Genomic DNA, 25,287 nt, shown 5'->3' with positions numbered 1-25,287 from the left:
AACCTTCTAGTTTATTTTTAGAGAGGGGCGTCGAGGCTGAAAGCGACCCAAGAACTAGCAGATGAAAGACACTCTGGAGATGGGCGAGTGCAAAGCCGCCCCGCGCACGAGCGTTACTCGTTTAAAGGAAAGAGAGATCTTTCAAAATTAGGTGGTACCGTGTATGAATTTCATTCGCCCTTGTTCAGTTGGACAAGGGCGAATTTTTTTATGTACATAGCGTATGAAAAGGAGAGAGGATTATGAGTTTCCAGCGACCAAAAGGAACAAATGACATTTTGCCAGGCGAATCAGAAAAATGGCAATTTATTGAAGAAACAGCACGTTTGTTATTTAGAGATTATCGATATGATGAAATCCGGACGCCGATTTTTGAACATTACGAAGTCATTGCTCGAAGTGTCGGTGATACTACAGATATCGTGTCAAAAGAAATGTATGATTTTTATGACAAAGGGGAGCGTCACGTAACCCTTCGCCCGGAAGGAACAGCGCCAATCGTCCGTTCTTTTGTTGAACATAAATTGTTTGGTCCCGAATATGCCAAACCATACAAAGCGTTCTATGTTGGTCCAATGTTCCGCTACGAGCGTCCTCAAAAAGGTCGTCTTCGTCAATTCCATCAAATAGGGGTAGAAGCATTCGGTTCAGAAAACCCAGCGACAGATGTTGAAAGCATGGCGATGGCTTTAGACTTTTTCAAACAATTAGGGATCAGCCAGATTCGTTTGGTGATCAATTCTCTTGGGGATAAAGAAACAAGAAAAAATTATCGTCAAGCATTGATCGATTATCTGCTGCCGCATGAAAGTGAATTAAGTGAAGATTCGCAAAGACGTTTGCACCAAAATCCGCTTCGTGTTCTTGACAGCAAAGATAAACGTGACCAGAAATTTGTGGCAGAAGCACCATCGATCCTTGATTATTTAAGCGAATCAGCGAAAACACATTTTGAAACAGTCACTGCTATGTTGGATGCGTTAGAAATCCCTTATGAAATCGACAGCAATATGGTTCGAGGATTGGATTACTATACACATACGATTTTTGAAATCATGAGTGATGCGCCGAAAATGGGTGCCCAAGCAACGATTTGTGCAGGGGGACGCTATGATGAACTTGTAGAAGAATTAGGCGGACCAGCAACACCAGGTTTTGGGTTTGCTATGGGGATCGAACGATTACTGCTGACATTAGAAGCAGAAGAAGTTGTACTTCCTGCATTGTCTGAACTGGATGCTTATGTAGTTTCTTTAGGAGATGCTGCGAATATTGAAAGTTTGAAAGTCGTTCAAGCAATCAGAAACTTTGGCTTTTCTGCTGACCGGGATTTTATGGGACGTAAAGCAAAAGCACAATTCAAAACAGCGGATAAAGCCGGCGCAAAACTTGTATTGACGATCGGAGAAGATGAGTTAGCGGAACAAACGATCACGGTCAAAGCAATGGCAAACCGTAACGAGAAGAAATATCCATTAGAAGAGATTTATGACCATTTTGACGAGATATACGACGAAATGTTGACAATAGCATTTGATTAAAGGAGAAAAAAGAATGACTAAAAGAACAACTTATTGCGGGTTAGTCTCTGAGACACAACTCGATCAAACAGTAACATTAAAAGGATGGGTCCAAAAACGACGAGATCTAGGCGGCGTTATCTTTATTGATTTACGTGATAGAGAAGGAATTGTCCAAGTAGTATTCAACCCAGAAGTTTCAAGAGAAGCGTGGGAAATCGCTGATAAATGCCGCAGTGAATATGTTATCGAAATCACTGGTGTTGTGAGAAAACGTGAAGAATCAGCTGTGAACCCTAAAATGGTTACGGGACAATTTGAAGTCTTTGCCAGCGAGATCACGATTCTGAACAAAGCAAAAACACCGCCATTTTTGATTGAAGATGACCAAACAATCAATGACGAAATCCGCTTAGCTTACCGCTATTTAGATTTACGCCGTCCAAAAATGACAAATAACTTGAAAATGCGCAGTGCAGTAACTCGTTCTATCCGTACGTATTTAGATGAAAACGACTTTATGGATATCGAAACACCTTACTTAGCGAAATCAACACCAGAAGGCGCGCGTGACTATCTTGTTCCTTCACGTGTCCATGCAGGGCATTTTTACGCATTGCCGCAATCACCGCAAATCTTCAAACAATTGTTGATGACTTCTGGATTCGACCGTTATTATCAAATCGTTCGTTGTTTCCGTGATGAAGACTTGCGCGGCGACCGTCAACCAGAATTTACACAAGTAGATATCGAGACAACATTCTTAACTGCAGAAGAGATCCAGACATACACAGAAGGATTGATTGCAAAAGTGATGAAAGATGTGCGCGGAATCGAAGTAACATTACCATTCCCGCGTATGACTTACGATGAAGCAATGAACCGTTACGGAAGCGACAAACCTGATACACGTTTTGACATGGAATTGATCGATTTGAGCGAAACAGTCAAAGATGTCGATTTCAAAGTCTTCCAAATGGCTTTAGAAAACGGCGGCGTAGTCAAAGCCTTGAATGCAAAAGGCGCAGCAGATAAATACTCACGTAAAGATATGGATCAATTAGGTCAATATGTCAGCCAATTCGGTGCAAAAGGACTTGCTTGGTTGAAAGTAGAAGAAGACGGACTTAAAGGCCCTATCGCTAAATTTATGGGTGAAGCAACAGAAGCAATCGTTGAGGCAACAAATGCAGAAGTGGGCGATTTGCTGATGTTCGGCGCAGACAGAAAAGAAGTTGTAGCAGCTTCATTAGGTGCGATCCGTTCTCGTCTAGGAAAAGAATTGGGATTGATCGATGAAAGCAAGTTCAATTTCTTGTGGGTCGTTGACTGGCCTCAATTTGAATATGATGAAGAAGCAGGACGTTATGTATCTGCGCATCATCCGTTTACTTTGCCAAATGAAGAAGATATCGAATTGTTGGCAACTGAGCCTTCAAAAGTTTACGCACAAGCATATGATATCGTATTGAATGGTTATGAGCTTGGTGGCGGATCATTGCGTATCCATCAACGTGAAGTGCAAGAAAAAGTTCTGGAAACACTAGGATTTACAAAAGAATCAATGGAAGAACAATTTGGTTTCTTGCTAACAGCTTTAGACTATGGATTCCCGCCGCATGGAGGAATCGCTCTAGGACTAGACCGACTAGTTATGCTTTTAGCTGGCGAAGATAATATCCGTGAAGTGATTGCTTTCCCTAAAAACGGAAAAGCAGCAGATGTGATGTCTTCAGCACCAAGTATTGTTTCTCCAATGCAGCTGTTCGAATTGAATATCGATGTTACAGCGATTGAAGAATAAGAAACTTGAACATGCTGTTTAAAAGGGTTATTTAGACAAGACAAAGAATAGAAAAAGACAAAGCAGATAACGCTGCTTTGTCTTTTTTGTTTTTCTTTTTTTATGCTCAGAGCTGAACGGTTCTTTCACAACCTCTATCCACGGTGTTCACAACATTGCTTCTACGGAATTAAGCCTAACAAATTAAAAATATGAGAAGCTATTTCTAATTTGTCATTCTTAATTCTTGAAGCAGGGCATGTTGTTCACAACCTCTCTATAAACGGTATTTTCTCAGCTGTTCCTCGGCGTTAAGCTTTTCAACGGAAAAACATGAGAAGCTGTTTCCCCGTTGAAAAGAGTCTTAACACTCGGAACAGAACGCTGAGAAAATGACCTCTACAAACGGTGTTCAAGAACCAGCTCTTTCGGCATTAATTCAAAATTCCGCAAAATATGAGAAGCTATTTTACGAAATTCTTCTTTAATGCTCAGAGCTGTGCGGTTCTTTCACAACCTCTATCCACGGCGTTCACAAAGCTGTCCTTCGGCATTAAGCTGTTATCAGAAAAAATGTGAACAGCCATTTTCTCTGATAACAGAGTCTTAATGCTCAGGACAAAACGCTTTGTTCACGACCTCTCTAAAAACTTCTTAACTTTAAGGTCTTAGCCCTTTTTTTTACTAGGAAAAAACCTTATAATAGAGCCATAATCTTGTAAAGCGAGGCTTTTTTCATGAAAAAAACTTTTGAAAGTTGGGCCTATCATGATTACACGACCAAACTTTCTGTTTCAATCGTCTATGCACTGATTGCATCAGTAGCGATGAACTTTTTTTACCAGCCAGGACATATCTATTCAAGCGGTATTACTGGTTTGGCGCAGATACTGACGACTTTATCAAAATCACTAGTAGGTTTTGAAGTCCCGGTTTCTACAACGCTTTACTTACTGAATATTCCGTTATTCTTTTTAGCATGGTTCAAAATCGGCAAGAAATTTACGATTTTTACCTTTATCACTGTGACATTGACATCGGTGTTTATTCACATCGTACCGGAAACGGTCTTATCGACGGATCCAATCATTTGTGCGTTGTTTGGTGGAGCAGTCATGGGTTCAGGTATCGGCCTCGCTTTAAGAAATGGACTTTCTTCAGGCGGTTTAGATATCGTAAGTATTACGATCCGCAAAAAAACAGGAAAATCGATTGGTTCGATCTCGATCTATTTCAATGCATTGATCGTTTTCGTTGCAGGTCTTCTTTTTGGCTGGCAGTACATGTTTTATAGTGCATTATCTATTTTTGTCAGCGGAAAAGTGACAGATGTCTTTTATACGAAACAAAAGAAAATGCAAGTCATGATCGTAACGAAACATCCAGAAAGAGTCGTGGACGAGATCCAAAAATGTATGAGACGAGGCATCACGATCATCAACGAAGCAGAAGGTGCCTACAAGCACGACAAACAAACTGTCTTAATGACGATCGTTACCCGTTATGAATTACCTTTGTTGAGAGAAGCGATGAAAACTGCTGACCCGCAAGCTTTTGTCAGCATCGCGGAGAATGTACAGATTTTAGGGCGTTTTTACGAAGATTCGCTTTAAATTTATAAATGTATGTTACAAAAAGGGAACTTATTTTGAAATTTTCTTAAAGTATCGAAAAAATGATTGCTCATTATCATCAAGATATGAGAGTATAGAAAACAAGAGTGTAAAAGAAGCAGCGTCTTTGACAAAACCGGCTCGAGCATGATGTAGGAAACTATCGTTGCTCGAGCCCGCTTATTAGCGGGGCGTTTTTTTCTTGGACACGCGGAGATAGGAGCCGCAGTAACACAAACTCCTAGTATCCGCCGCCATTTTTTTGCATGCGGCTTGATGAAAAGGGCAAAGAGATAGGAGACTTCGCTTCTTTTCATGTGCGCATCGTGCGAGTGAAAAAAGAATATGAAAAGTTGGAATTTTGGATGAAAAAACAAAAAAGATTAAAAAACAGCCGCTATATCACGGGTTTTGACGGAATCCGTTCACTAGCTGTAGTCGGCGTTATTTTATATCATTTGCTGCCCACAAGTATGAAAGGCGGCTATCTGGGAGTGCCGGTATTTTTTGTTGTTTCCGGCTATCTGATCACGGATTTATTAAGGCAAGAATGGGAACAAAATGGAAAAATCGATATCTGGAAGTTTTATGTAAGGCGGATGAAGCGCCTGTATCCAGGTTTAGTCTTTCTGCTCGTCGCATCTTCTGCATATATTACGTTATTCCAGCGATCGCTGCTGAATAATCTGCGGGGAGTAGTTGTCAGCAGTTTGCTCTATGTGAATAACTGGTGGCAGATCAATAATGGTTTATCGTATTTTGATCGTTTTGCAAATGAATCGCCGTTTACCCATATTTGGTCCTTGGCGGTGGAAGGTCAAAACTATCTGATTTGGCCGGTGTTATTCGTACTTTTGATGAAGTTAGTCAAAAAGAAAAAATGGATTTTCTACAGTGTGTTGGGCACGGCCGCTCTTTCAGCGATCTTGATGATGGTCATGTATTCGCCAGGAGCAGATCCAACGCGTGTCTACTATGGAACAGATACACGTCTGTTTTCCATCTGGATGGGAAGTGCATTGGCATTTATTTGGCCAAGTACACGATTAAAACACACGATTCCTAAGCAAGCGAAACAATTGCTGAATACAGTAGGCGCAGGATCATTTCTTCTGTTACTGTTATGTTTCTTCTTTTTAGATGACCATTTCAATTTCATTTATTATGGCGGAATGGTGTTAGTCAGCTTGCTTTGCGTACTGCTTGTGGCTGTTACCGCACATCCTGGCGCAAGTTTGAACAAATGGCTGACAAATCCGGTCTTTTCATGGATTGGGAAACGAAGCTATGGGATCTATCTTTACCAGTTCCCAGTCATGATTTTCTATGAAGCAAAAGTAAGCAATCTTGGGGACAATGTATGGATGCACACATTGATCGAATTGACATTGATCCTTGGAATCAGTGAGTTGTCTTATCGCTATATCGAACAACCGCTTGCTCGTTTTGATTATAGTCAAACGATGAATGTAGTAAAAGGCTGGTTCCAAAAACCGGTTATCAGTAAACAAAAACCTTGGCTGATCCCAGGACTTCTGGTGACAGCTGTTGCTTTAGTCGGGTTTGTGATTGCGCCAAAAGATGCAATCACGGCAGATCAAAAACAATTACAGCAGCAAATTGCAGAAAGTAAGAAGTTGGATGAAAAAAGCAGAGAAAATGCCGATAACGAAACTACTTCTTCTGTGGATAAAGAACTTTTGGAAAAATATGATTTGACTGCTGCAGAAGGGAAAAAAGCACAGAATCTGGAACTGACAGCATTTGGTGATTCAGTTATGCTGGATGCAGCGACAGATTTGAAAGAACTTTTCCCAAATGTCGTAGTTGACGGTGATGTCGGCCGACAATTGTATAATAGCGGACCTTATATCAAAGAACTGAAAAAACAAGGCCTTTTGAAAGATACGCTATTGATTGGCTTAGGAACAAACGGAGCATTTACTGAAGCGCAATTTGACAGTTTGATGTCCGAAATCGGTGATCGCAAAGTCTATTGGGTCAATGTCCAAGTACCGACGAAGCGTTGGCAAAATGACGTGAACGCTATGTTGGAACGAATGGCAGAAAAATATGACAATATCACTTTGATCGACTGGTATTCTTACAGTAAAGGGCAGACGAGCTGGTTCTATGATGATCAAGTCCATCCAAACCCAGAAGGAATGACCCATTATATCCATTTAGTCACTCAAGCAATGTTGGCAGATAAAAACAAATAAAACAGACAAAAAAGCACCTGGAATGAGAAATCATTCCAGGTGCTTTTTTAATTCACTCGCCGCTTTGATTTAAGGGGAGTGCCGCAGAAGGAGACGTTGAAAGATAGTCTTCTTTCTTTTTCCGCGAAAGTTTCTTGAACGCTGCTTCTGCTTTAGTCGCTTCACTGCGGGTAGTAAAGACTTCGGCGTGGATCATTTGTGCAGGACGCCGCTTTTCAGGGTGCGTATATTTGGCACCTTTTCCGCTATTGTGTTCTTTGAGCCGCCTTGCTAAATCCGTTGTGTAACCGCCGTAGAAGCTTTGGTCTTTACAAAGCAGGACATAAAAATAATGATTATCGGCCATACAACATCTCATGGACTTCGGGCATATATTCGCCTTGTTCATCATAAGTGAATAAAGGTGCCTCTACTTTGAAACCTTCTGATTTTCCATCCTTGATACCTTCGATCAACAAGATATTCGCTTCTTTTCCTGGACGCGGATAAACAAAACGGGCTCTTTTTGGAATGATCCGATGTGCCTGCATCAATGTTAATATTTCCAAAAAACGTTCAGGACGATGGACCATTACCAAACGACCATTTGTTTTTAATAACTTTCCTGAAACTGTAATGACTTCATCAAGCGTCGTTTCAATCTCATGGCGTGCGACGGCTAAATAGGGATTCGGATTTTTTTTATTGGTTGGCAGCCCTTTGAAATAAGGCGGATTGCAAGTGACCACATCACAAGAATCTGGTTTTATTACAGTCAAACTGTTTTTTAAATCAAGTGTGTGAACGGTCATCTGCTCGTCTAAGTGATTAAGTGCTACGCTTCTGCGCGCCATATCTGCCAAACGAGGCTGCAATTCGATCAAATCGATTGCTGCATTCGTTTTTTTACTCATAAAAAGACCTACTGCACCATTTCCTGCACACAGATCAACGATTTTCCCACGTTTCGGTACTCGAGCAAAAGCTGCTAAAAGTACTGCATCCAAGGAAAAAGAGAACACTTCTCGGCTTTGAATGATTTTGATATCTGCAGCATACAGCTGGTCAATTCGTTCGTCTTCTTGCAGCATGTTTTTCCTCCAAACTGAATAGGATCGTCTGTATTATACTACGTTTCCAAAAGTTGTGAAAGAACACCTTTTGTTTAGAAGAAATAAACCAGTGATTTCTATTTCAAATAAAATTCTTTCAATGTCTTGGAAATCGTTTTGATAAGCGGATGATCTTCGGTAAAGGTCGATGACAAATAAATCGTCCGTGTCAAAGGCAGATCAGTGATCTCTCTAAGTACAAAAGAATCATTTTTGTCATAAGACCAAGATATTTTTGGGAAAAAGCTGATTGCCAGACCTTGTTTGAGGATCGAGCGTAATGTCGCTGGATCATCTGTTGTCGAACTAATCATCAATTCGATGTTTTTCGCTTCGAGCGCTGCATCTAAAGTGTGACGAAAGGCGTTATTTTTTGAAAGCATCAAAACAGGCGTGTGCTGGATATCATCTAAGCACAGCTCTTCTTTTTTTGCTAAGGGGTGATTTTTAGGGATGGCTACATAAACTGGTTCTTTCATAATAGGAACATTTGTCATCCCTGGTTTTTCCTCAGATGTGATGTAGAGTACAGGATCCGTCACATCTTCTGGCAATTGATGCTGCATGATCGTTAATTGGATATTCGGGTGTTTTTCAAGAAAAATCCGTACAAGATTAGGTATCGAAACGGAAGCCACTTCCAGGTACAAAATAACAGAAGTCACTATTTTTTCATTTACAGAAGTCAATTTCTTGATTCCTTCTTCCAATGTTTCCAATGTTTTTGTCGCATAAGGATAAAATTCTTCTGCGTAAATCGTAGCTTCGATATTTCGACCGCTGTGGTAAAACAAAGGCACCCCAAGCTCGCTTTCCAAATGTTTGATCGCACGGCTCAAAGCTGGTTGAGAAATGAATAATTCTTTTGCGGCTTGTGTAATATTTTGTGTTTCAAAAACTTTTTTGAAGTATTGCAAATGAAGTAATTTCATCGTTTCGCATCCAATCCATACCTTTTTGTAATAGTTTTTTCTTTTTTTGGCATTTTTCATTATAGCAGAACTTTACTAAGATAACATTGGAAAAAGTAAGTGCTGAAGGAGGAGAGATCCATGAGTACAGGTTTCTTATTTCCTGGACAGGGAAGCCAAAAACCAGGGATGCTGGCAGATGTGCCGATTTCTTATATTGATCGGGTAGAAAATGTTACTGGCTATCGCTTAACAGATGTTGAGGAAAACTACCAAGATACCGTGTTTATCCAACTAGCGTTATTGACTAAAGCAGTCTTTTACCTAGATGAAATGGAAAAAAATGACATTCTGCCTGACATCGCAGCAGGACATTCGATCGGAGCATTTTGTGCCGCAGTCGCCTGTGGTTCGCTGACTTTCGAAAATGCCGCAGAACTTGTTTATCATCGTGCGGTCTTGATGAAAGAAGCTTATCCGAAAGATTACGCGATGGGCGTTGTTGTTGGATTGACACGCAGCGAAGCAGAAAAACTTGTAAAAGAGACTTTTACAGCTGATGAACCTGTTTATCTTTCAAACGAAAATTGCCCGATGCAGCATACATTATCTGGCAGTATTTCTGGACTGGAAAAAACACTGGCTGAAGCAAAAAAACGGCAAGCACAGACGGCGAAACTGTTGAAGGTACCTGTGCCTTCCCATTGCGTACTGATGACGGAAACGGTAGAAAAGTTCAAACCTTATATCAATACCGTTCGCTTAACGGATGCACGCAGTCTTTATCTAAAAAATACAGATGGCCGAGCAACGCAAGACGCCGAAGAAATCCGCAAAGATCTATTGGAAAATATTGCCTATCCTGTGCAATGGAACCAGATGATGGGTTTGGCAAAAGAACTAGGAATGGACCTGACGATTGAATTTCCGCCCGGCAATACTTTAACAAAGCTGATTCATGCAAGATTTGGCGCAGATAATGGTATCCGTACTATCAATCTAGACCAGCACGGCGTTGATGACGCGACGTTTCTATATCAAAAATGGAGATGAACATTTATGGAAAAACCAAAACACAATTGGGCTTCTAAGCGTGAAAAAAAAGCGCAGCGATTGGCTAAAATCAGCCATTTGATGAACGGTAAATATATCGACACTGAAAAAATCGTAGAAGTACTAGAAGAATTGATCGCACCAGGCGATAAAGTCGTTTTAGAAGGCGACAACCAAAAACAAGCAAGTTTTCTTTCAGAAAGCTTGGAGAAAGTCGCTGTCGAAAAAGTCAACGATGTACATTTGATCATGTCAAGTATCTCAAGACCAGAACACTTGAATGTTTTTGAAAAAGGAATCGCAAGCAAAATCGATTTCTCTTACGCAGGTGCGCAAAGTCTGCGTGTCGCTCAAATGATTGAAGATGGCACGATGAAACTTGGAGATATCCACACCTATCTTGAACTTTATGGACGCTTGTTCATCGACTTGATCCCAAATGTCGTATTAGTTGCGGCAGACAAAGCGGATAAAGAAGGCAATCTATATACTGGTTTCAATACAGAAGAAACGCCAACAATCGTTGAAGCCGCTGCTTTCAAAGACGGTATCGTTATTGTTCAAGTCAATGAAGTCGTTGATAAACTTCCTCGCGTCGATATTCCAGGAGACTGGGTAGATGTTGTCGTAAAAGCAGATCAACCGTATCAATTAGAAGCGTTATTCACCCGTGATCCTCAAAACATTACAGAAATCCAAATCTTGATGGCAATGATGGCAATCAAAGGAATCTATGCAGAACATGGCGTACAATCTTTGAATCATGGTATTGGTTTTAATACAGCTGCTATCGAATTACTGTTGCCAACATACGGCGAATCATTAGGTCTTAAAGGAAAAATCGCTAAAAACTGGGTCTTGAACCCACATCCAACAATGATTCCTGCTATCGAATCAGGCTGGGTCGAAAGTATCCACAGTTTCGGCGGCGAAGTTGGTATGGAAAAATATATCGCTGCTCGTCCAGATGTATTCTTTGTCGGAAAAGACGGCACAATGCGCAGTAATCGTACACTTTCACAAGCTGCAGGGCAATATGCAATCGATATGTTTATCGGTTCTACATTGCAATTAGACTATGAAGGAAATTCTTCAACAGTTACCAAAGGACGCCTTTCAGGTTTCGGCGGTGCACCAAATATGGGACACAATCCGGGCGGACGTCGCCACTCAACACCTGCTTGGCAATCTCTTCGCGACAATGAAAATCCATTGAGCAAAGGTCAAAAATTAGTTGTACAAATGGTGGAAACATTCGGCTCAAACAAAAAACCTGTTTTTGTTGAAGAACTTGATGCTCTTGCTGTTCAAAAACAAGCAGGACTTGCAAATGCACCCGTAATGATCTACAGCGAAGACACAACACATATCGTTACGGAAGAAGGTATCGCTTATCTTTACAAAACAAAAAACAAAGAAGAACGCCAAGCTGCAATTGCTGCAATCGGCGGTGTGACGCCACTAGGTATGACAAGTTCAAAAGAAGCTTTGGATAAACTGCGCGAAGCAGGAATCGTGAAATTGCCAGAAGATCTAGGAATCAAACGAAGTGAGGCAAAACGCTCATTGCTGGCAGCACAAACAGTCGATGATTTGATCGAATGGTCAGACGGACTTTATGAACCACCAATGAAATTCAGAACTTGGTCATAAAAAGGGGAGAAAATCCATGGAACAATTAACTTATAACTATAAAACAAAACAGCCAATCAATAAAAGAATCCATGTGGGTGTCGTTGGTTCCGGCGATTTAGAGATTTTGATGTTCCCAACTGAACAATCAGAATCCACAGTCAAAATCTGTACAGGAAGTGATGGTTTTGGCGAAGTTTGGAACAACGTATTAACCAGATTCTTTGATCGTTATCCAATTTCAGCAGATATCGTCATCAATGACTTTGGAGCTACTCCAGGCGTTGTATATCTGCGATTGACGCAAGCAATGGAGGAACTTTCTGATGAAAAATAGTTTTGTAGAATTAAATGCAAGAGAACGGGTCAATGCCCTATTAGACAGCGGACGTGAATTGATTGGTCCATTTGATCAAATCATCGCACCTAACTTGGTTGCTCAAGGAATCGTTCCAGAAAGTGATGACGGCATCGTTGTCAGCCGCGGAATGATCGATGGAAAAAATGTTGTAGTCATCGCCATGGAAGGAAAATTCCAAGGCGGCGGTATCGGTGAAGTATCCGGAGCAAAAATTATTTCAGCACTTGAACATGTTTTAGAAGAAAACAAAAAAGGAAATGAAACATTCCCGATCATCGTGTTGGATACGGGCGGTGTTCGTCTGCAAGAAGCCAATTATGGATTGCTTTCGATTTCAGAATTTGGAAATCTTATCGTTGCTTTGAAACAATATGTGCCAGTGATTGGTTTGGTCCCAGGCCGCGTTGGTTCATTTGGCGGAATGTCGATCACTTCTGCTTTGATGAGTTATTTGATCGCAACAAAAAAAGCCAGAGTTGGACTAAACGGACCAGAAGTTATTGAACAAGAAGCTGGTGTTCGCGAGTTTGATTCAAGCGACAAAAACTTGATTTGGAATACATTAGGTGCCCGCCAACGTGTAGCATCAAATCTCATTGATGAATTAGTAACTGATAGTGTAGAAACAATCAAAGAAGCAGTTATTGCAGCAATGAATGAACGAAAAGACAGCCACCGCAGTGAAAGTTCAGCATTCTATTTGTCATTATTAGAAACATTGGATCTTTCAAAACCAATGGCTATCGAAGAATACAACCAAGTACTTGCGAAACATCAAGCAAAACCGGTTGAATTACCTGTTGTATCTGAAGGAACAGAAGCTGCTGCTGACAGTGTCGGTTATGAATGGTTTGAAGCATTGACAGAAATGAAACATCCAACATCAACAATCAGCACGGTTTATTATGGAAATTCCAATAAATTTTCAGAAGAAGCGGTTGTTACATCGATCGTTCCAGATCCTAAAAACCCAATGTACCGTGTACGTAATGGCGAAACTGGTTTAGTAGAAGGTTTCCGTATGGGGCAAATCTTGAACCATGTCTACGAAGAAGACAAAAACAAAGAAGTGAAACGACCAATCATCGTTGTCATTGACGTAACAAGTCAAGCATATGGATACAACGAAGAATTGGTTGGTATCCACGTAGCATTAGCAAATAGTGCAGCTGCGTATGCAAAATTGCGCCAAGCGGGACATCCAGTCATTGGTGTGATTGCTGGTAACGCGATTTCTGGTGCATTCTTAGCACACGGTCTTCAATCAAGCCGTTTAATTGCTTTGAATAGTAAAGAAATCACTGTCCAAGCGATGTCAAAAGCAAGTGCCGCTCGTGTCACAAAACGTTCAATCGCTGAAATCGAAGCTGCAGCAGAAAAAGTACCTGCGATTGCCTATGACATCAACAACTATACAAAATTGGGCGCTATCCATTGCTTCTTGAGCGATATCACCGATCAAAAAGCTTCGGAAGAAAATGTAAGCAAAGTCGTTGAAGCTGTCAACGAAGCAATCAAAGATGTTCGTGCAACCAACGATACAATGCTGACAAGCCGTTATACAAATGAAACAGCTGTAAAAATGGGACGTGTCGAAACAAATAAAGTACGTGCCAAAATGGCTGAGGAATGGGATGTTTAAAAAATGATCACAGCACATGATATTGTTCTTTTTGATAAAAAGGAAATCAAGGAAGAGCTGCCAGAGTGGTTGAAGCTTTCTCAACAAGTTTATGGTGTGGTTCGCCGTTCTGAACCTTCTGATCCGGCATTTTTGCCGATTGGTCTGCGCGGGTCGGCCCGAAACCAACGCTTTGCTCTCGAAATTTTGAGTGATTCTATCCAAAAGGTGATCCATCCATGGGCAATCATTGACCAGGAATCTTTTCGAGAAAAAGAAATCGCCTCATTTCCTGCTTATCAGCAATTTCATGCGGCTAGAGACATTTTATCAGGATACAAATGGGGCGTTGGCGGCAGCTTGGGATTTGAATTGGCTTCTGGAATCCAAGCAGTGAAAGAAACCAGTGATTTTGATTTGCTGCTGTATGCTGATTCTCCAGCTGGATTGCCTTTGCAGGCAATCCAGTCTCATTCTGATTTTTTTGAACAATTCGACACACAAGTCATTACATCCAAAGGCGGATTTTCGCTAAAAGAATATTTGCGGACGCCAGAGAAAAAAATCCTGTTGAAAACAACAACAGGACCTAAACTAACCAAAGAGATTTGGTAATAAACTAAAAGTGAGAGAAAGAGATGTTTGAGAATACAAAAATCAGAATCAATGTAAGCGACTTTCTAAAAGTAGCAGCCGTAACAGCCGTGATGATGCAGACGATATTGAGTTTTGCCCTAGCGAATGCACACAGTGAAACGACTGCTGCATTCATTGGAACGTTCTATGTGTTTGTTAAATATACGGCCCCTGCATTTATTTTTGCAATTGTTTATAATATGGTGAAAAAAAGCCAGCATTTAACTTATTGGGAATTTTTAAAAGAAAAATTCTTTGAGTTAGTCATTCCTTATGTTTTGTGGACGACCGTATATTTATGGTGGTTCCCAGCTGTTCAGCAGCAAACACCTTACACAGATGCTGGCAGTTTTTTATTGAAATATATTACAGGTGATGGCGCGCCTCATCTATGGTATACCGTGATGATGCTTCAGATCCAATTATTGATGCCGTTTTTCATGTGGCTTGGTTATAAAGTTTTTGCAAATAAAAAGAATGTGTGGCCAGTATTGATCGGTTCAACAATCTTATATGTCGCATGGTATGTATTCTATGATACACAGATTTTGACAGGACCGCATCATGACAGCTGGTATCTGTTTGATCGTTTTGTCGCAAGTTTTATTATTTATGGAATCTATGGTGCAGCAGCATTCGTTTATCACGAAAAGATTTTTGCTGTATTGAAACCTGTCCGCTACTTATTCTTGCCAGTGAGTGTGGCAGTTGCGTTATTTTCAACAAAAGCATTATTGTCACATCCAGGAGAATTGAGTTTTGCGAATACGCCTTACTTGAACACGATCCAAAGTATATACAGTTTATTGATCATTATGGCTGTATTTATGGCAGCTTCAACCATGATAAAAAATGATTCACCAAAATTGCCGATTTTCAAATGGTTATCTGTTTATGCGTACCGCACATACTTAGCCAATGTCTTTGTTTTCCAAGTAGTACTATTATTGTTTAAAGACACATTACTTCAGTTGCCTTCTGGAATCATGATCCTTCTTGCTTATGTAGCGACAGCGAGCTGTGCGTTTGCATTGAGCTGGATTTTACATTTGATTTGGTCAGCTGTCAAAAAAGTATTTGTAAAATAAACTAAAGGAGTTTTTGTCATGGTAGAAGAGAACAGAAAGAAAGCAGTGGTCAAAACACTTGCCCATCTCGTTGAAAAAGCCTTGATCGAAGAAGTGAGTTTAAGTCCTAAGCCAGGATTAGTCGACGCATTAGACACAGGTGCGCATGGAGATATGGATCTTGCTTTATTTCTGAAATCTGCCAAGACATTGTCACCATTTTTTGAAGAGATGGCACGTGTCTCTTGGAATCATCCAATCGACCAGGAATTAAGAGAAAACATCGCTGAGATCGGTCGCGCAGCAGAAAAAGAAATGATGGCTGCGACAAATGGGATCAACACACATAAAGGCGCTATTTGGGTCATGGGTTTGCTTATCAGCGTAATTTCACAGAGAATAAGCAAAGAAAAATCTCTTCGTTTTGCGGCTGTTTTTTCAGAAGTGAGCCGATTAGCCGCCTTTCCAGATTCAAGATATCAGCCGAAAAAAGCTTCCCATGGTCATGTCGTCAAACAAAAATACGGCGTCAACGGAGCTTACGAAGAAGCGGTATTGGGGTATCCGCATCTTTCTCTGGCCTTGGAAGCTCATAAAGCTTTTCCCGGTGCTTCAAATAAACAAAAGCAACTGCATATGCTCCTTACACTGATGAGTACCGTGGAAGATACCTGTGTCTTGCATCGAAGTGACCGGCAAACATTGATCGAGATGCAGGAATTAGCGAAAAAAGCCAGTCAGAAAAAGTGGCCAAATCCCAACTTTTTGGTGCTTGCCGATTTTTGCCAGAAAAAACATATTTCTCCAGGAGGAAGTGCAGATTTATTATCAGCAAGTATATTTCTGCTTTCTGTAGAAGCATGGGCAGCACAAACAAAAAATCTAAAAATTTCTGCACGTTTTGATTTAAATACAGCAGAAATGATGAACTAAAAAAGGGACCAGCGAAAGTTGGTTCCTTTTTTTGTTTGCATAAGCTGGAAACTTGATTTAGTTTTCGTCATGCACATTGATTGCCTGTTTTTCTTGCACATGTGATGATAGAAGTATGACTATATAATAAGGAGCGTATTTCAAATGAAAAAATATGGGAAGTTTTTGTTGATGATCGCGGTATCTACAGTTGTTATGTTCGGTATGATGTATTTGAACGTTTATGAACTGGATCATATTTTCTTTAGCCGTACTCGGGTGTTCATGGCATTGATGATGGGCGCGGTCATGGCTGTTATCATGCTGCTTTTCATGTGGAAAATGTATGAGAACAAAAAAATGAATGTGCTTATTTTAACGGCAAGTATCCTTGTATTTTGCGGTTCATTATTTATGGTTCGAAGCCAAGCGACTGTTGATGATACAGCTTGGATGAAGGCGATGATCCCTCATCACTCAATTGCGATCTTAACAAGCAGACGTGCCAACTTAGAAGATCCGGAAGTAAAAGAATTAGCAGAAAAAATCATCCAAGCACAAGAAGAAGAAATCGATAAAATGAAAGAACTGATTAAAGAACTAGAGTAAATATTTCTGTGTCAAAAATCATAAAATAAAAAAATTTGTCAGTTATTTGGTCTGTCGGGCTTTCTTTTCGTTTTTCTCTATAAAAAAATAACGAATTGCAAAAAAATGTTGACTTTTGTTTGGCTACTGTTTATGATGTAATAAATTCGTTGATGGAAAGAGTAAGTTTTTTGGCATTTCTAAGAGAGCGGTCGTTTGGTGAAAGAGCGCAATGTCCATTTATACTGAAAGTAGTTCCGGAGATGCGCAGGCGACAGAGTGAAGTTTGCGACGGAGACCCACGTTACAGGGTTGCGCGTTTCATATCATAGTTGAGACGCTACAGAGATTACTCAAATCATTGTTCACGAGTAAAAAACGGTGGTACCGCGAATGACACTTTCGCCCGTTGGAATAATTTTCCAACGGGCTTTTTTTGTGTACTTCTTTTTTACAGAGAGGAGAAATAGTTTATGAAAGAAACCTTTTATCATCGAGTCAGCCCCAATCCATATCAGACAAACTAAACAATTAAAAGAGATGGGGATCATTTATGAAAAGTTTATCAACTAAAAAATTACTATTATTAGCTTCACTTATTTTCGGCATGTTTTTCGGAGCAGGCAACCTGATTTTTCCGGCAATGTTAGGACAGCTGGCAGGCGGTAACTGGTTAGCTGCTGGAGGCGGATTTTTATTATCTTCAACATTGCTTCCGCTTGCGGCATTGATTGCCTTGAGCAAAACGCGTTCAACTGGGCTTTATGATTTTGCAAAACCTGTATCTGCTTGGTACGGCGTTATCTTCTTGATTATGAACCACATGGCGCTTGGACCATTGTTTGCTACACCAAGAACAGCAGCATTAGGCTACCAATTTAGCTTCGGGATGTTCATTCCTGAAAAATACACAACAATCAGTTTACTGATTTTCTCCGCTATCTTCTTTGGACTTGCGTATTATCTGTCAGTAAAAGAAACAAATTTATTGAAAATCATCGGTAAATGGCTGAATCCTTTATTTTTATTATTGTTGTTCGCTGTTTTTATCATTGCACTTATTTTACCTTTTGGACCGTTGGATCATGCGCCGACAAATGCTCTTTATAACCATGCTGCGACTATCAATGGATTCCTAGAAGGCTACAACACGATGGATGCTTTGGCTGCCTTAGCATTTGGGATCACGATTATCCGTACGCTGCAGTCAATGGGCATTCGCGACCAAACGGAGATTTCTAAAAATACGATCAAATCGGGTGCGTTAGCTATGATTCTATCAGGTGGGGTTTATCTAGGAATCATCGCTTTAGGTGCAATGTCTTTAAACCGTTTTTCTTTAGCTGATAATGGCGGTATTGCATTAACCCAGATCGTTCAGGCCTATTTTGGCAAACCAGGTTTGATTTTCATGAGTATCATGACGTTCCTTGCAGTTTTCACTTCGGCTATGGGTTTGTTGGCTTCATTTGCTCAAGATTTTTCTGTACGTTTTACATTTTTCAGTTACAAAGGCTGGTTGCGTATCACGACGATTCTTTCATTCATTACAGCTAACTTTGGGTTAGATACGATCATTGCTTGGACGATGCCGTTCTTAATGATTTTATACCCATTAGCGATGGCTTTGATCATTCCAGCGCTGTTTTCTTCTTTCTTCAAAAATGATCGCATCGTTTACCAAATAACAACGATTTTTGTTGTACTGCCTGCTTTGATGGATGGAATCAAAGCATTACCGATCCAAAGTCATTTCACTTTGTCATTATCCAGCTGGTACAGCCATGCGATTCCATTTGCTTCAATGGGCTTAGGTTGGATCGTTCCAGCAATTGTTGGATTGATTGTTGGGCTAGCAGGGCATTTCATTTTTAGCAGAAATAAGCAATTGGTTGGGGAATAAAAATAAAACGAGAATCAATAGTCTACTTTAAGACTAGGATTCTCGTTTTATTTTTTTGATTTATTATGTGGATAGAAAAACCTATCTAACAGCGTTTATAATCAAATCGCAGCAAGTTTAAAATAAAATGCTGTTTTTTTATAGTTGACAAGAATCAAATGTAAGGGTATTCTTTTTACAAAAGCGAACGTACGTTTGTTTTTTAGACGGGAAGAGGAGGGATTTTGAAAGTTATGCAGAAATTAACATTAGGTATGAATCCTGAGAATCATCATTATGCACTTGGAGAATTAGTTGTTTCGACTAATGATGGAAGTTTTGAAGTAATGCCGCAAGATAGTAAAATTGAACAATCAGAATATACAATGTTCCGTTTGCCTCAACAAGAACCGGATGAAATGCCAACATATGCATTCCATCATAGCAGTAATGGGATGTTAAAATTGTATGTTCGAAAACTTTCTATTCAACATGGATTACGTATCTCGTTGAAGACAGTCATAGGAGAAAGCTATACCATAAGATATAAACTAGAAAGAGAACGTGTATTAGGGACAGACGAGGCAATTTCTGCACCTGTTGCAGTTACACGTGTTACTGGGGATGAGAAGGGCATAGATGTAATCACTGAAAATCAACATAAAACAACGATTTCTTCTACAACTCAAGAGATTGGAAGTATTACTTTTACTGCTAAAAGTTTGAATAGTTATCTTTTTTTGTTAGCTGAGACTCTTGATCTCCAGTCAGGTCTTTCATGGGTAACTTTCCAAGAAGTAGAAACAGATGCTGACACAGATCAAACAGCTATGTTGGAGGTAGATCCTTTTTATCTGGAGCCCAATGAATGGATTACAGGAATATATACAGGAGAACTAAGTCAGGCTCAACTATACGTAAATGGCATCAAACGTTCTGTCGGGGGTGAATTTAAAAATGGACAACTGCGTTATTACGTACCTTCGTTAAGTTTGTATGAAGGAGACCAGGCTTTGCTCGTTTGTTTAGATACAAGCAAACAAGTTCAAGCTATCGTTCATATCCCGTTACTCAAACTTGGTTCATTTGATATCCAACCGTTTGCAATAGAACTGGATACTAAAATTACGGGACAATATGAAAATACTAATCCTAGCAAAGCACGACTCATCATAAACGGAGTTGAGAAAGCAATAGGTGGTACGTTTAAAAATGGACAATTTTCTATAGATGTAGCGAGTGGTTTGATTCAACTAAATGATACAGTCACACTTTCGTTTTATGATGTCAATGGACGTCTGCTTGAAACAAAATCAGTGTATTGTTATGTAGGACATATACTAACTGCTCATTATGGTTTTGGACGTTCAACAATTGAAGGAACATATGAAGGAACAGTTCAGAAATTGAAACTGGTAAAAGAAACAATTGATGGTACGCAAACAGTAGTGGGATGGGGTGGTACACTTTTCCCAAATGAAACCCCGCACCGCTTCTCGTTTTGGGTTAATGCTTCTTTATTGAAAGAAGACGATACTCTTTGGTTAACCCCTCATAATGAAAAAGATCAAGCGCTAGATGATCCATTTCCGGTAGTAATAGAGAAAGCAACTATGGTGATTGACCCCTATTATCCAGAAGATATAAATATCACAGGAAGATACACCGGGCCCGTCAGAGGCGCTTATCTTTATACCACAGGAAGTAGTCAACCTGTTAGAAGTGGAGGAACATTTAATACAGACGGTACATTCCGATTCTACGCTGCAGGATTAGATTTAACGAAAGAACCCGTTACGATGATTCCTTATAACAATAATGGAAAACCATTGTCTGTAGCTCAACCTGTGAAGATTCGTAAAGGAAAGTTGACACCCAACTCTTATGTTTTAGGGACTACGTCTATTTCTGGCAATTATTCTGGAGAGATAACAAAAGCTAGATTACAGGTGAACAATGATCCGTTAAAAATTTCTTGGGGCGGTACGTTTGAAAATGGGGTGTTTTCTTATTATATCAATGCAAATTGGGTTACGAGCGTCACAGATACCATTACACTAACTGGGTATTCATCAAGTTCTGAAATAATAGATGGTCCTATAGTGATTCCAATACAAAAAGCTGATTCTGTGAAAAAAACATCACAACTTGTTCAAATTGATTTGGCAGAGATTATTAAAGATGCGGTTACTGCTGGAGAAGAAACAGTTTATTTAAAACCAGCATCGGAAGTCGTATATACCTTAGGAGGTCAAGGTGCTGAGTCCTTGCCGACAGATCTAAATATCAACTTGATTGGCCAGCTGGATGAACAAAACAACCCTTTGTCAGAAATTAAGATGCTTTACAAAGACTCTGGGAAGCAATCAGCTAAGTACATGATCAGCTTTAAGGAGAATATTGAAAATGTCACGATGAAGGGAATATATTTTAATTTAGCTGAGATCGGACGCGGCGGACTAAAGTTTGTTTCTGGAAATAACATCCGTATTCAATATTGTAAATTTGGCGGATATGATCCTTCAGTTGGTCATGAAAAAACTGATAGCAACATTGTTTTGGTAGGATGCCAAAATGTCTGGATTGAAGATAATGAATTTGAAAACAATAAAGGTACAAACGCAGATGCAGAATTGAATCGCTGTATCACGATTCAAGAAAAAGATTTCAATAATTCTTATTCAGAAAATATATATATCCGAAGAAATTCCTTCCAATCTGTTTGTCAAGGTGTCGTTATCTCTACAAAAAAATTATACCATTTTCAAGTACATCAGAATTACTTTGAAAAATTAGGCGATAATGCGATTTATGCTTTGCAGCTTCAAGCAGGCAGCATAACTGAAAATACATTTTATAATCTAGCAGATGAAGCACTCGTGTTGGGAGCAGGCAAAGGATTTGTAAATGATCCTGTAAAGGCAATGAAATTTGAAGTGATTGGAAATATTTCGCAAGATGTGAATGTTAAGTTTATTGGTATCAATGGAAGTATGGAAGAATTAGCGATTTTGGGCAATGAAATAGTTAATCAAAAAATGGTTGAAAATCGTCCAGCAGCGATTGCTTGGCGCCCCAACACAGACGCTGGGTTAGTTAAGCGGTTATTGATCAACGGCAATCGTTTTGATTTAGATACTCATCCAGCAAATTTTGATGTGTTTCCTCTAGGGAGCGCTTCAGATGTACAGTTTAAAGAAAACAGACTGATTCTGGAAGGATTAGCTTCTTTTCAAAAAGTATTCACATTTACGGGTGGGATGGCCCAGAGAGAAAAAAATTCGGATGGAAGCATAGCGGGGTATCTTTTAGAGCAACCTATTCCAATGAATACATTACTCATTTTAAGAAACATTTGGTCTGTTCGTGAAGGAGGGGTTATTCAACCAGATGCAATTTTATTACGTGATAACCAAAATCGTTTAGAAGATAATGGTACTGTTAGATGGTGGACAGTACCTATAAAAGACGCTTTAGTTATTTGGGGACCGAATTTCCCAGCAAAATATTTCCAAAATGACCAAGTGGATGTGGTTTATGAGTTTTTTACTTACTACTAAGATAAAAACAGTATAGAAAAATAATTGGAAACAATGAGAAACATAGGGGTTTTTTATGTATATTGAAAATCCCTGTGTTTCTTTTGTTATTAATGCATCACATCCTTGTCTACTAAATACCGCAGTAAAATTTCTAATCTATTTTTCTCTGCTGAAAGGGCATTCGTATTAATTCCATTTTGCATGGATATTTGTTAACGTTAAAGTAAATAACAAGTGTTCTGTTTTTCAAAAAAATAATTGCGGATACAAATATAACGTCATATTTTTAGAGAAAGGAATGTATTGAGATGCCTGAATTTCCGATTGCACAATTAATCGATATTTTGAACAAAGAATCAAAAGCAGCAAATCATATTACTGGGGTCGAAGCGATTGAAATCTACCAAGAGCTTGAAGTGTATTATCGTTCTGCGCTGGAGGAAGTAGAGACAAAACTGTTCAATATCGACCGAGAACTCAGCAGTAACAGTCATAGAGGCAGAAAAAACAGTATCCATCAAATTCAAAAGCGAATCAAACGATTTAAAAGTGTGGTCTATAAGTTAAACCGAAAACACCTGAATTACTCAAAAGAAGCTATTCTCAATAATGTTCAAGATTTTGCTGGTTTGCGGGTCATTTGTTCTTACAGCGATGACATCTATACGCTGATCGATTCATTAAGAAGACACCCGGATGTAGAGATTTTACGAATAAAGAACTATTTGGAAACCCCAAAATCAAGCGGCTATCGCAGTGTCCATGTCGTAATTGAAGTTCCTGTTTATTTTCTTGAGGAAACGAAAAAAATGAAGGTCGAAATCCAATTTCGAACGATCGCAATGGATTTTTGGGCTAGCTTAGAACATAGTTTACGATATAAAAATAATTTAGAAAATCCTGAACTTTCTAAAAAACTGCAAACCATTTCTGCTGAAATCGACCGGCTGGAAAATGAGATGCTTGATATTCGAAAAGAGATCGAAAATTTGGAAGAAAACTAAAATCTGTTTGAACCGGCGTACGGATAATTGAAGAAAAGAGGGAAGCGTATGCAGTTTTCTGTGTTATTTTTACTATACAGTTGTACATTAGGTTTGCTTGTTGGTGTGGTGGCGGCTGTTTTTTTGATTGCCACGAATGCTTTGACTGACTTTGTATGGGTAAGTATCCCAGAAATGATTTCTATTCCTGGCTATCCCATAATTGTCGGCTTAATTGGAGGAATCTTAGTTGGGCTGATCCAGACGAAAATAGGAAATTATCCGACGACGATTGAAGAAACAGTAGGTGAATTCAAGAAAATAGGCAGAGTTGAGTACAAGCGTCAATTAAGTAGAATTGCTTTATCTGCTGTTATTGTATTGATGTTTGGTGCAAGTTTAGGACCAGAAGCTGCTTTGGCTGGTATCGTGGGCGGTTTAGTCACTTGGATGGGCGATCATTTGAAAGTAACTTTAGAGAATAAAGAAGAATTTTTGAAAATGAGTCTAAGTGCGATGTTATCTGCTGTTTTTCGCGCGCCGCTTGTTGGGCTTGGTGATGCTTTTGAGGAAGAGAAAAAAGAACCCCTGAAAACAAAGACGAGAATTAGAAGGATTGTTTTATATGTTCTTAGTACATTGTTTGGATTTGTTGGTTTTTTATTCGTTAAAAAACTTGTTCATGAGGAAAGTGTTTTTGCCTTGCATTTTTCTAAAGATATCGTTTGGAGCTGGCAAGCAGTACTGTTATCTCCTTTAGGCTGGTTGTTTGGCGGTGTTTTCGGGTTTCTTTTCTTGCAGATTGAGAAAATCACCAATGCTTTGTCTAAAAAAATAAATCACCCAGTTATCAAAGCATTGCTTGCAGGTTTGTCCATAGGTATATTTGCCTGGTGGTCGCCTTATTTTATCTTTTCTGGCGAGCGTCAACTCCTGCCATTTTCAAAAGAGGCGCTCCAACTTTCTTTAGTCAGCTTATTAGTGTTAGGAATCGGTAAAGCTTTCTTGACGAATTTTTGTTTCTCTTTTGGCTGGCGCGGCGGGAAGATTTTTCCAGCCATTTTTTCCAGTGCAGCGATAGGATTTGCATTCGTCCAATTGTTTCCCTATACACCAGGATTGACTGTAGGCGTCATCGTAGGTTCTAGTGTCACGATCATTCTTGGACAACCCTACGTAAGTGCTGCATTGCTATTATTGCTTTTCCCAATCCAATTTTTTCCAGGGATCCTCATCAGCTGCTGGGGAATAAATAAGCTGAAAAATCATATTCAGGGAAAATCTATGCTAAGAAAAAATTGAAAAATGAAGAAGGGAGGTACGCTAAATGAGGAAAAATGATCTTTTAATAAAAATCGGACTGTCGGTTTCTTATGCCAGTGTATTAGTGTTGATGCTGCTTGAATGGTTTTCTCAGCCAAAAGTCGAACCAGTTCGGCAATTCGTCACCCATGAGACAGGCTTATCCATTTTAGAACTGGTAGTGATCGGTATTGTTGTTGTTTTCCTTTTAGGGTTGATTCTTTTATATTCTCAATCAGGGATATATATATTGTTTCTGCGTTTTTTCCATGTATCTAAGAATCAGCGGACAAAAGTTTTTCCCGCAGTTGTTCTGTCGATGTGTTTAGTTGGGAGTATTTTTCTAATGGGATCGATGTTCGTTGACATAACACATCCGATGATTCTATTCACTGTGCCGGCTGCCGTTCTTTTACTGAACAGCTTGCTCTTTTATTTATTAGGGAAAGACAAAAAAGGCTTTTCAATCATATTTGCTCTTTCTATTGCGATGTATGCTGTAAATAGTTTGCTCAATCAAATATAAAAAGGCGGCAAGAATTTGCTGCCTTTTTTTGTTTTCCCGAAA

General features: G+C 39.5%; 20 protein-coding genes and 1 other annotated feature. Of the genes, 17 read left to right on the top strand and 3 right to left on the bottom strand.

Features of this window, described 5'->3' with window-relative positions; all coding sequences use genetic code 11:
- The first annotated feature begins 242 nt into the window (after positions 1 to 242).
- The 4 genes from hisS (at position 243) to IGI64_RS10765 (ending at position 7,138) form a co-directional block, all read left to right on the top strand.
- Complete coding sequence (gene hisS / locus IGI64_RS10780; protein ID WP_016624649.1) at positions 243 to 1,541, top strand: histidine--tRNA ligase; 1,299 nt, start codon at positions 243 to 245, stop codon at positions 1,539 to 1,541.
- A 13-nt stretch (positions 1,542 to 1,554) separates the two neighbouring features.
- Positions 1,555 to 3,324: an aspartate--tRNA ligase gene (gene aspS, locus IGI64_RS10775; protein ID WP_034862496.1), complete on the top strand. Its 1,770-nt coding sequence runs from the start codon at positions 1,555 to 1,557 to the stop codon at positions 3,322 to 3,324.
- A 716-nt stretch (positions 3,325 to 4,040) separates the two neighbouring features.
- Positions 4,041 to 4,916, top strand: a complete 876-nt coding sequence (locus tag IGI64_RS10770) for a YitT family protein (RefSeq protein WP_016624647.1) — start codon at positions 4,041 to 4,043, stop codon at positions 4,914 to 4,916.
- A 365-nt stretch (positions 4,917 to 5,281) separates the two neighbouring features.
- Entirely contained in the window at positions 5,282 to 7,138 is a 1,857-nt protein-coding gene (locus IGI64_RS10765; protein ID WP_429940533.1) for an acyltransferase family protein, read from the top strand.
- Between the two features lie 52 nt (positions 7,139 to 7,190).
- On the opposite strand, the gene IGI64_RS10760 is transcribed toward IGI64_RS10765, so the two are convergent.
- From IGI64_RS10760 to IGI64_RS10750, 3 genes are all read right to left on the bottom strand, one after another.
- On the bottom strand, positions 7,191 to 7,484 hold the full coding sequence (locus tag IGI64_RS10760; RefSeq protein ID WP_429940532.1) for a GIY-YIG nuclease family protein: 294 nt from the start codon (positions 7,482 to 7,484) through the stop codon (positions 7,191 to 7,193).
- Positions 7,474 to 8,208 (bottom strand): tRNA1(Val) (adenine(37)-N6)-methyltransferase, encoded by a 735-nt coding sequence (locus tag IGI64_RS10755; RefSeq protein WP_016624644.1) that lies wholly within the window; start codon positions 8,206 to 8,208, stop codon positions 7,474 to 7,476. The genes IGI64_RS10760 and IGI64_RS10755 overlap by 11 nt, the downstream gene beginning before the upstream one ends.
- Positions 8,209 to 8,306: 98 nt before the next feature.
- Complete coding sequence (locus IGI64_RS10750) at positions 8,307 to 9,161, bottom strand: LysR family transcriptional regulator (RefSeq protein ID WP_034862507.1); 855 nt, start codon at positions 9,159 to 9,161, stop codon at positions 8,307 to 8,309.
- Between the two features lie 120 nt (positions 9,162 to 9,281).
- On the opposite strand from IGI64_RS10750, the gene IGI64_RS10745 reads away from it, so the two are divergent.
- From IGI64_RS10745 to IGI64_RS10685, 13 genes are all read left to right on the top strand, one after another.
- Entirely contained in the window at positions 9,282 to 10,193 is a 912-nt protein-coding gene (locus tag IGI64_RS10745) for an ACP S-malonyltransferase (RefSeq protein ID WP_429940531.1), read from the top strand.
- 6 nt (positions 10,194 to 10,199) lie between these two features.
- The gene (gene mdcA, locus IGI64_RS10740; protein WP_429940530.1) at positions 10,200 to 11,846 is read left to right on the top strand and encodes a malonate decarboxylase subunit alpha; all 1,647 of its coding nucleotides are present in this window, start codon (positions 10,200 to 10,202) and stop codon (positions 11,844 to 11,846) included.
- Positions 11,847 to 11,862: 16 nt separating this feature from the next.
- Positions 11,863 to 12,162 carry a malonate decarboxylase subunit delta gene (locus IGI64_RS10735; RefSeq protein WP_016624640.1) on the top strand — a complete coding sequence of 100 codons (300 nt, stop codon included), beginning with the start codon at positions 11,863 to 11,865 and terminating at the stop codon, positions 12,160 to 12,162.
- A complete protein-coding gene (gene mdcD / locus IGI64_RS10730; RefSeq protein WP_429940529.1) occupies positions 12,152 to 13,828 on the top strand; it encodes a biotin-independent malonate decarboxylase subunit beta in 1,677 nt (558 codons plus the stop codon). The genes IGI64_RS10735 and mdcD overlap by 11 nt, the downstream gene beginning before the upstream one ends.
- Positions 13,829 to 13,831: 3 nt before the next feature.
- The gene (locus tag IGI64_RS10725) at positions 13,832 to 14,422 is read left to right on the top strand and encodes a malonate decarboxylase holo-ACP synthase (protein ID WP_429940528.1); all 591 of its coding nucleotides are present in this window, start codon (positions 13,832 to 13,834) and stop codon (positions 14,420 to 14,422) included.
- A gap of 23 nt (positions 14,423 to 14,445) precedes the next feature.
- Positions 14,446 to 15,531 (top strand): acyltransferase, encoded by a 1,086-nt coding sequence (locus IGI64_RS10720; RefSeq protein ID WP_429940527.1) that lies wholly within the window; start codon positions 14,446 to 14,448, stop codon positions 15,529 to 15,531.
- 18 nt (positions 15,532 to 15,549) lie between these two features.
- Positions 15,550 to 16,443: a triphosphoribosyl-dephospho-CoA synthase MdcB gene (locus IGI64_RS10715; RefSeq protein WP_429940526.1), complete on the top strand. Its 894-nt coding sequence runs from the start codon at positions 15,550 to 15,552 to the stop codon at positions 16,441 to 16,443.
- Between the two features lie 144 nt (positions 16,444 to 16,587).
- On the top strand, positions 16,588 to 17,031 hold the full coding sequence (locus tag IGI64_RS10710) for a DUF305 domain-containing protein (protein ID WP_016624635.1): 444 nt from the start codon (positions 16,588 to 16,590) through the stop codon (positions 17,029 to 17,031).
- Between the two features lie 140 nt (positions 17,032 to 17,171).
- Positions 17,172 to 17,423, top strand: a binding site (T-box leader).
- 140 nt (positions 17,424 to 17,563) lie between these two features.
- Positions 17,564 to 18,913, top strand: a complete 1,350-nt coding sequence (gene brnQ, locus IGI64_RS10705; protein ID WP_429940525.1) for a branched-chain amino acid transport system II carrier protein — start codon at positions 17,564 to 17,566, stop codon at positions 18,911 to 18,913.
- A gap of 233 nt (positions 18,914 to 19,146) precedes the next feature.
- On the top strand, positions 19,147 to 22,452 hold the full coding sequence (locus IGI64_RS10700) for an immunoglobulin-like domain-containing protein (protein ID WP_429940524.1): 3,306 nt from the start codon (positions 19,147 to 19,149) through the stop codon (positions 22,450 to 22,452).
- A gap of 290 nt (positions 22,453 to 22,742) precedes the next feature.
- Entirely contained in the window at positions 22,743 to 23,438 is a 696-nt protein-coding gene (locus tag IGI64_RS10695; protein WP_429940523.1) for a GTP pyrophosphokinase, read from the top strand.
- A gap of 48 nt (positions 23,439 to 23,486) precedes the next feature.
- The gene (locus IGI64_RS10690) at positions 23,487 to 24,719 is read left to right on the top strand and encodes a chloride channel protein (RefSeq protein WP_429940522.1); all 1,233 of its coding nucleotides are present in this window, start codon (positions 23,487 to 23,489) and stop codon (positions 24,717 to 24,719) included.
- 25 nt (positions 24,720 to 24,744) lie between these two features.
- Positions 24,745 to 25,245, top strand: a complete 501-nt coding sequence (locus IGI64_RS10685; RefSeq protein ID WP_429940521.1) for a hypothetical protein — start codon at positions 24,745 to 24,747, stop codon at positions 25,243 to 25,245.
- The last annotated feature ends 42 nt before the right edge of the window (positions 25,246 to 25,287 follow it).

Origin of the sequence: Enterococcus sp. DIV0210g (genome assembly GCF_050559705.1) — a bacterium.
Lineage (GTDB): Bacteria > Bacillota > Bacilli > Lactobacillales > Enterococcaceae > Enterococcus_B > Enterococcus_B faecalis_A.
The sequence above is the reverse complement of the archived record's forward strand: the minus strand, read 5'-3'. Positions and strand labels throughout refer to the sequence as shown.

Bases quoted from the DNA above. Each gene is read 5' to 3' on its own strand.
- hisS (WP_016624649.1), top strand. From the start codon at position 243: ATGAGTTTCCAGCGACCAAAAGGAACAAATGACATTTTGCCAGGCGAA.
- aspS (WP_034862496.1), top strand. From the start codon at position 1,555: ATGACTAAAAGAACAACTTATTGCGGGTTAGTCTCTGAGACACAACTC.
- IGI64_RS10770 (WP_016624647.1), top strand. From the start codon at position 4,041: ATGAAAAAAACTTTTGAAAGTTGGGCCTATCATGATTACACGACCAAA.
- IGI64_RS10765 (WP_429940533.1), top strand. From the start codon at position 5,282: ATGAAAAAACAAAAAAGATTAAAAAACAGCCGCTATATCACGGGTTTT.
- IGI64_RS10760 (WP_429940532.1), bottom strand. From the start codon at position 7,484: ATGGCCGATAATCATTATTTTTATGTCCTGCTTTGTAAAGACCAAAGC.
- IGI64_RS10755 (WP_016624644.1), bottom strand. From the start codon at position 8,208: ATGCTGCAAGAAGACGAACGAATTGACCAGCTGTATGCTGCAGATATC.
- IGI64_RS10750 (WP_034862507.1), bottom strand. From the start codon at position 9,161: ATGAAATTACTTCATTTGCAATACTTCAAAAAAGTTTTTGAAACACAA.
- IGI64_RS10745 (WP_429940531.1), top strand. From the start codon at position 9,282: ATGAGTACAGGTTTCTTATTTCCTGGACAGGGAAGCCAAAAACCAGGG.
- mdcA (WP_429940530.1), top strand. From the start codon at position 10,200: ATGGAAAAACCAAAACACAATTGGGCTTCTAAGCGTGAAAAAAAAGCG.
- IGI64_RS10735 (WP_016624640.1), top strand. From the start codon at position 11,863: ATGGAACAATTAACTTATAACTATAAAACAAAACAGCCAATCAATAAA.
- mdcD (WP_429940529.1), top strand. From the start codon at position 12,152: ATGAAAAATAGTTTTGTAGAATTAAATGCAAGAGAACGGGTCAATGCC.
- IGI64_RS10725 (WP_429940528.1), top strand. From the start codon at position 13,832: ATGATCACAGCACATGATATTGTTCTTTTTGATAAAAAGGAAATCAAG.
- IGI64_RS10720 (WP_429940527.1), top strand. From the start codon at position 14,446: ATGTTTGAGAATACAAAAATCAGAATCAATGTAAGCGACTTTCTAAAA.
- IGI64_RS10715 (WP_429940526.1), top strand. From the start codon at position 15,550: ATGGTAGAAGAGAACAGAAAGAAAGCAGTGGTCAAAACACTTGCCCAT.
- IGI64_RS10710 (WP_016624635.1), top strand. From the start codon at position 16,588: ATGAAAAAATATGGGAAGTTTTTGTTGATGATCGCGGTATCTACAGTT.
- brnQ (WP_429940525.1), top strand. From the start codon at position 17,564: ATGAAAAGTTTATCAACTAAAAAATTACTATTATTAGCTTCACTTATT.
- IGI64_RS10700 (WP_429940524.1), top strand. From the start codon at position 19,147: ATGCAGAAATTAACATTAGGTATGAATCCTGAGAATCATCATTATGCA.
- IGI64_RS10695 (WP_429940523.1), top strand. From the start codon at position 22,743: ATGCCTGAATTTCCGATTGCACAATTAATCGATATTTTGAACAAAGAA.
- IGI64_RS10690 (WP_429940522.1), top strand. From the start codon at position 23,487: ATGCAGTTTTCTGTGTTATTTTTACTATACAGTTGTACATTAGGTTTG.
- IGI64_RS10685 (WP_429940521.1), top strand. From the start codon at position 24,745: ATGAGGAAAAATGATCTTTTAATAAAAATCGGACTGTCGGTTTCTTAT.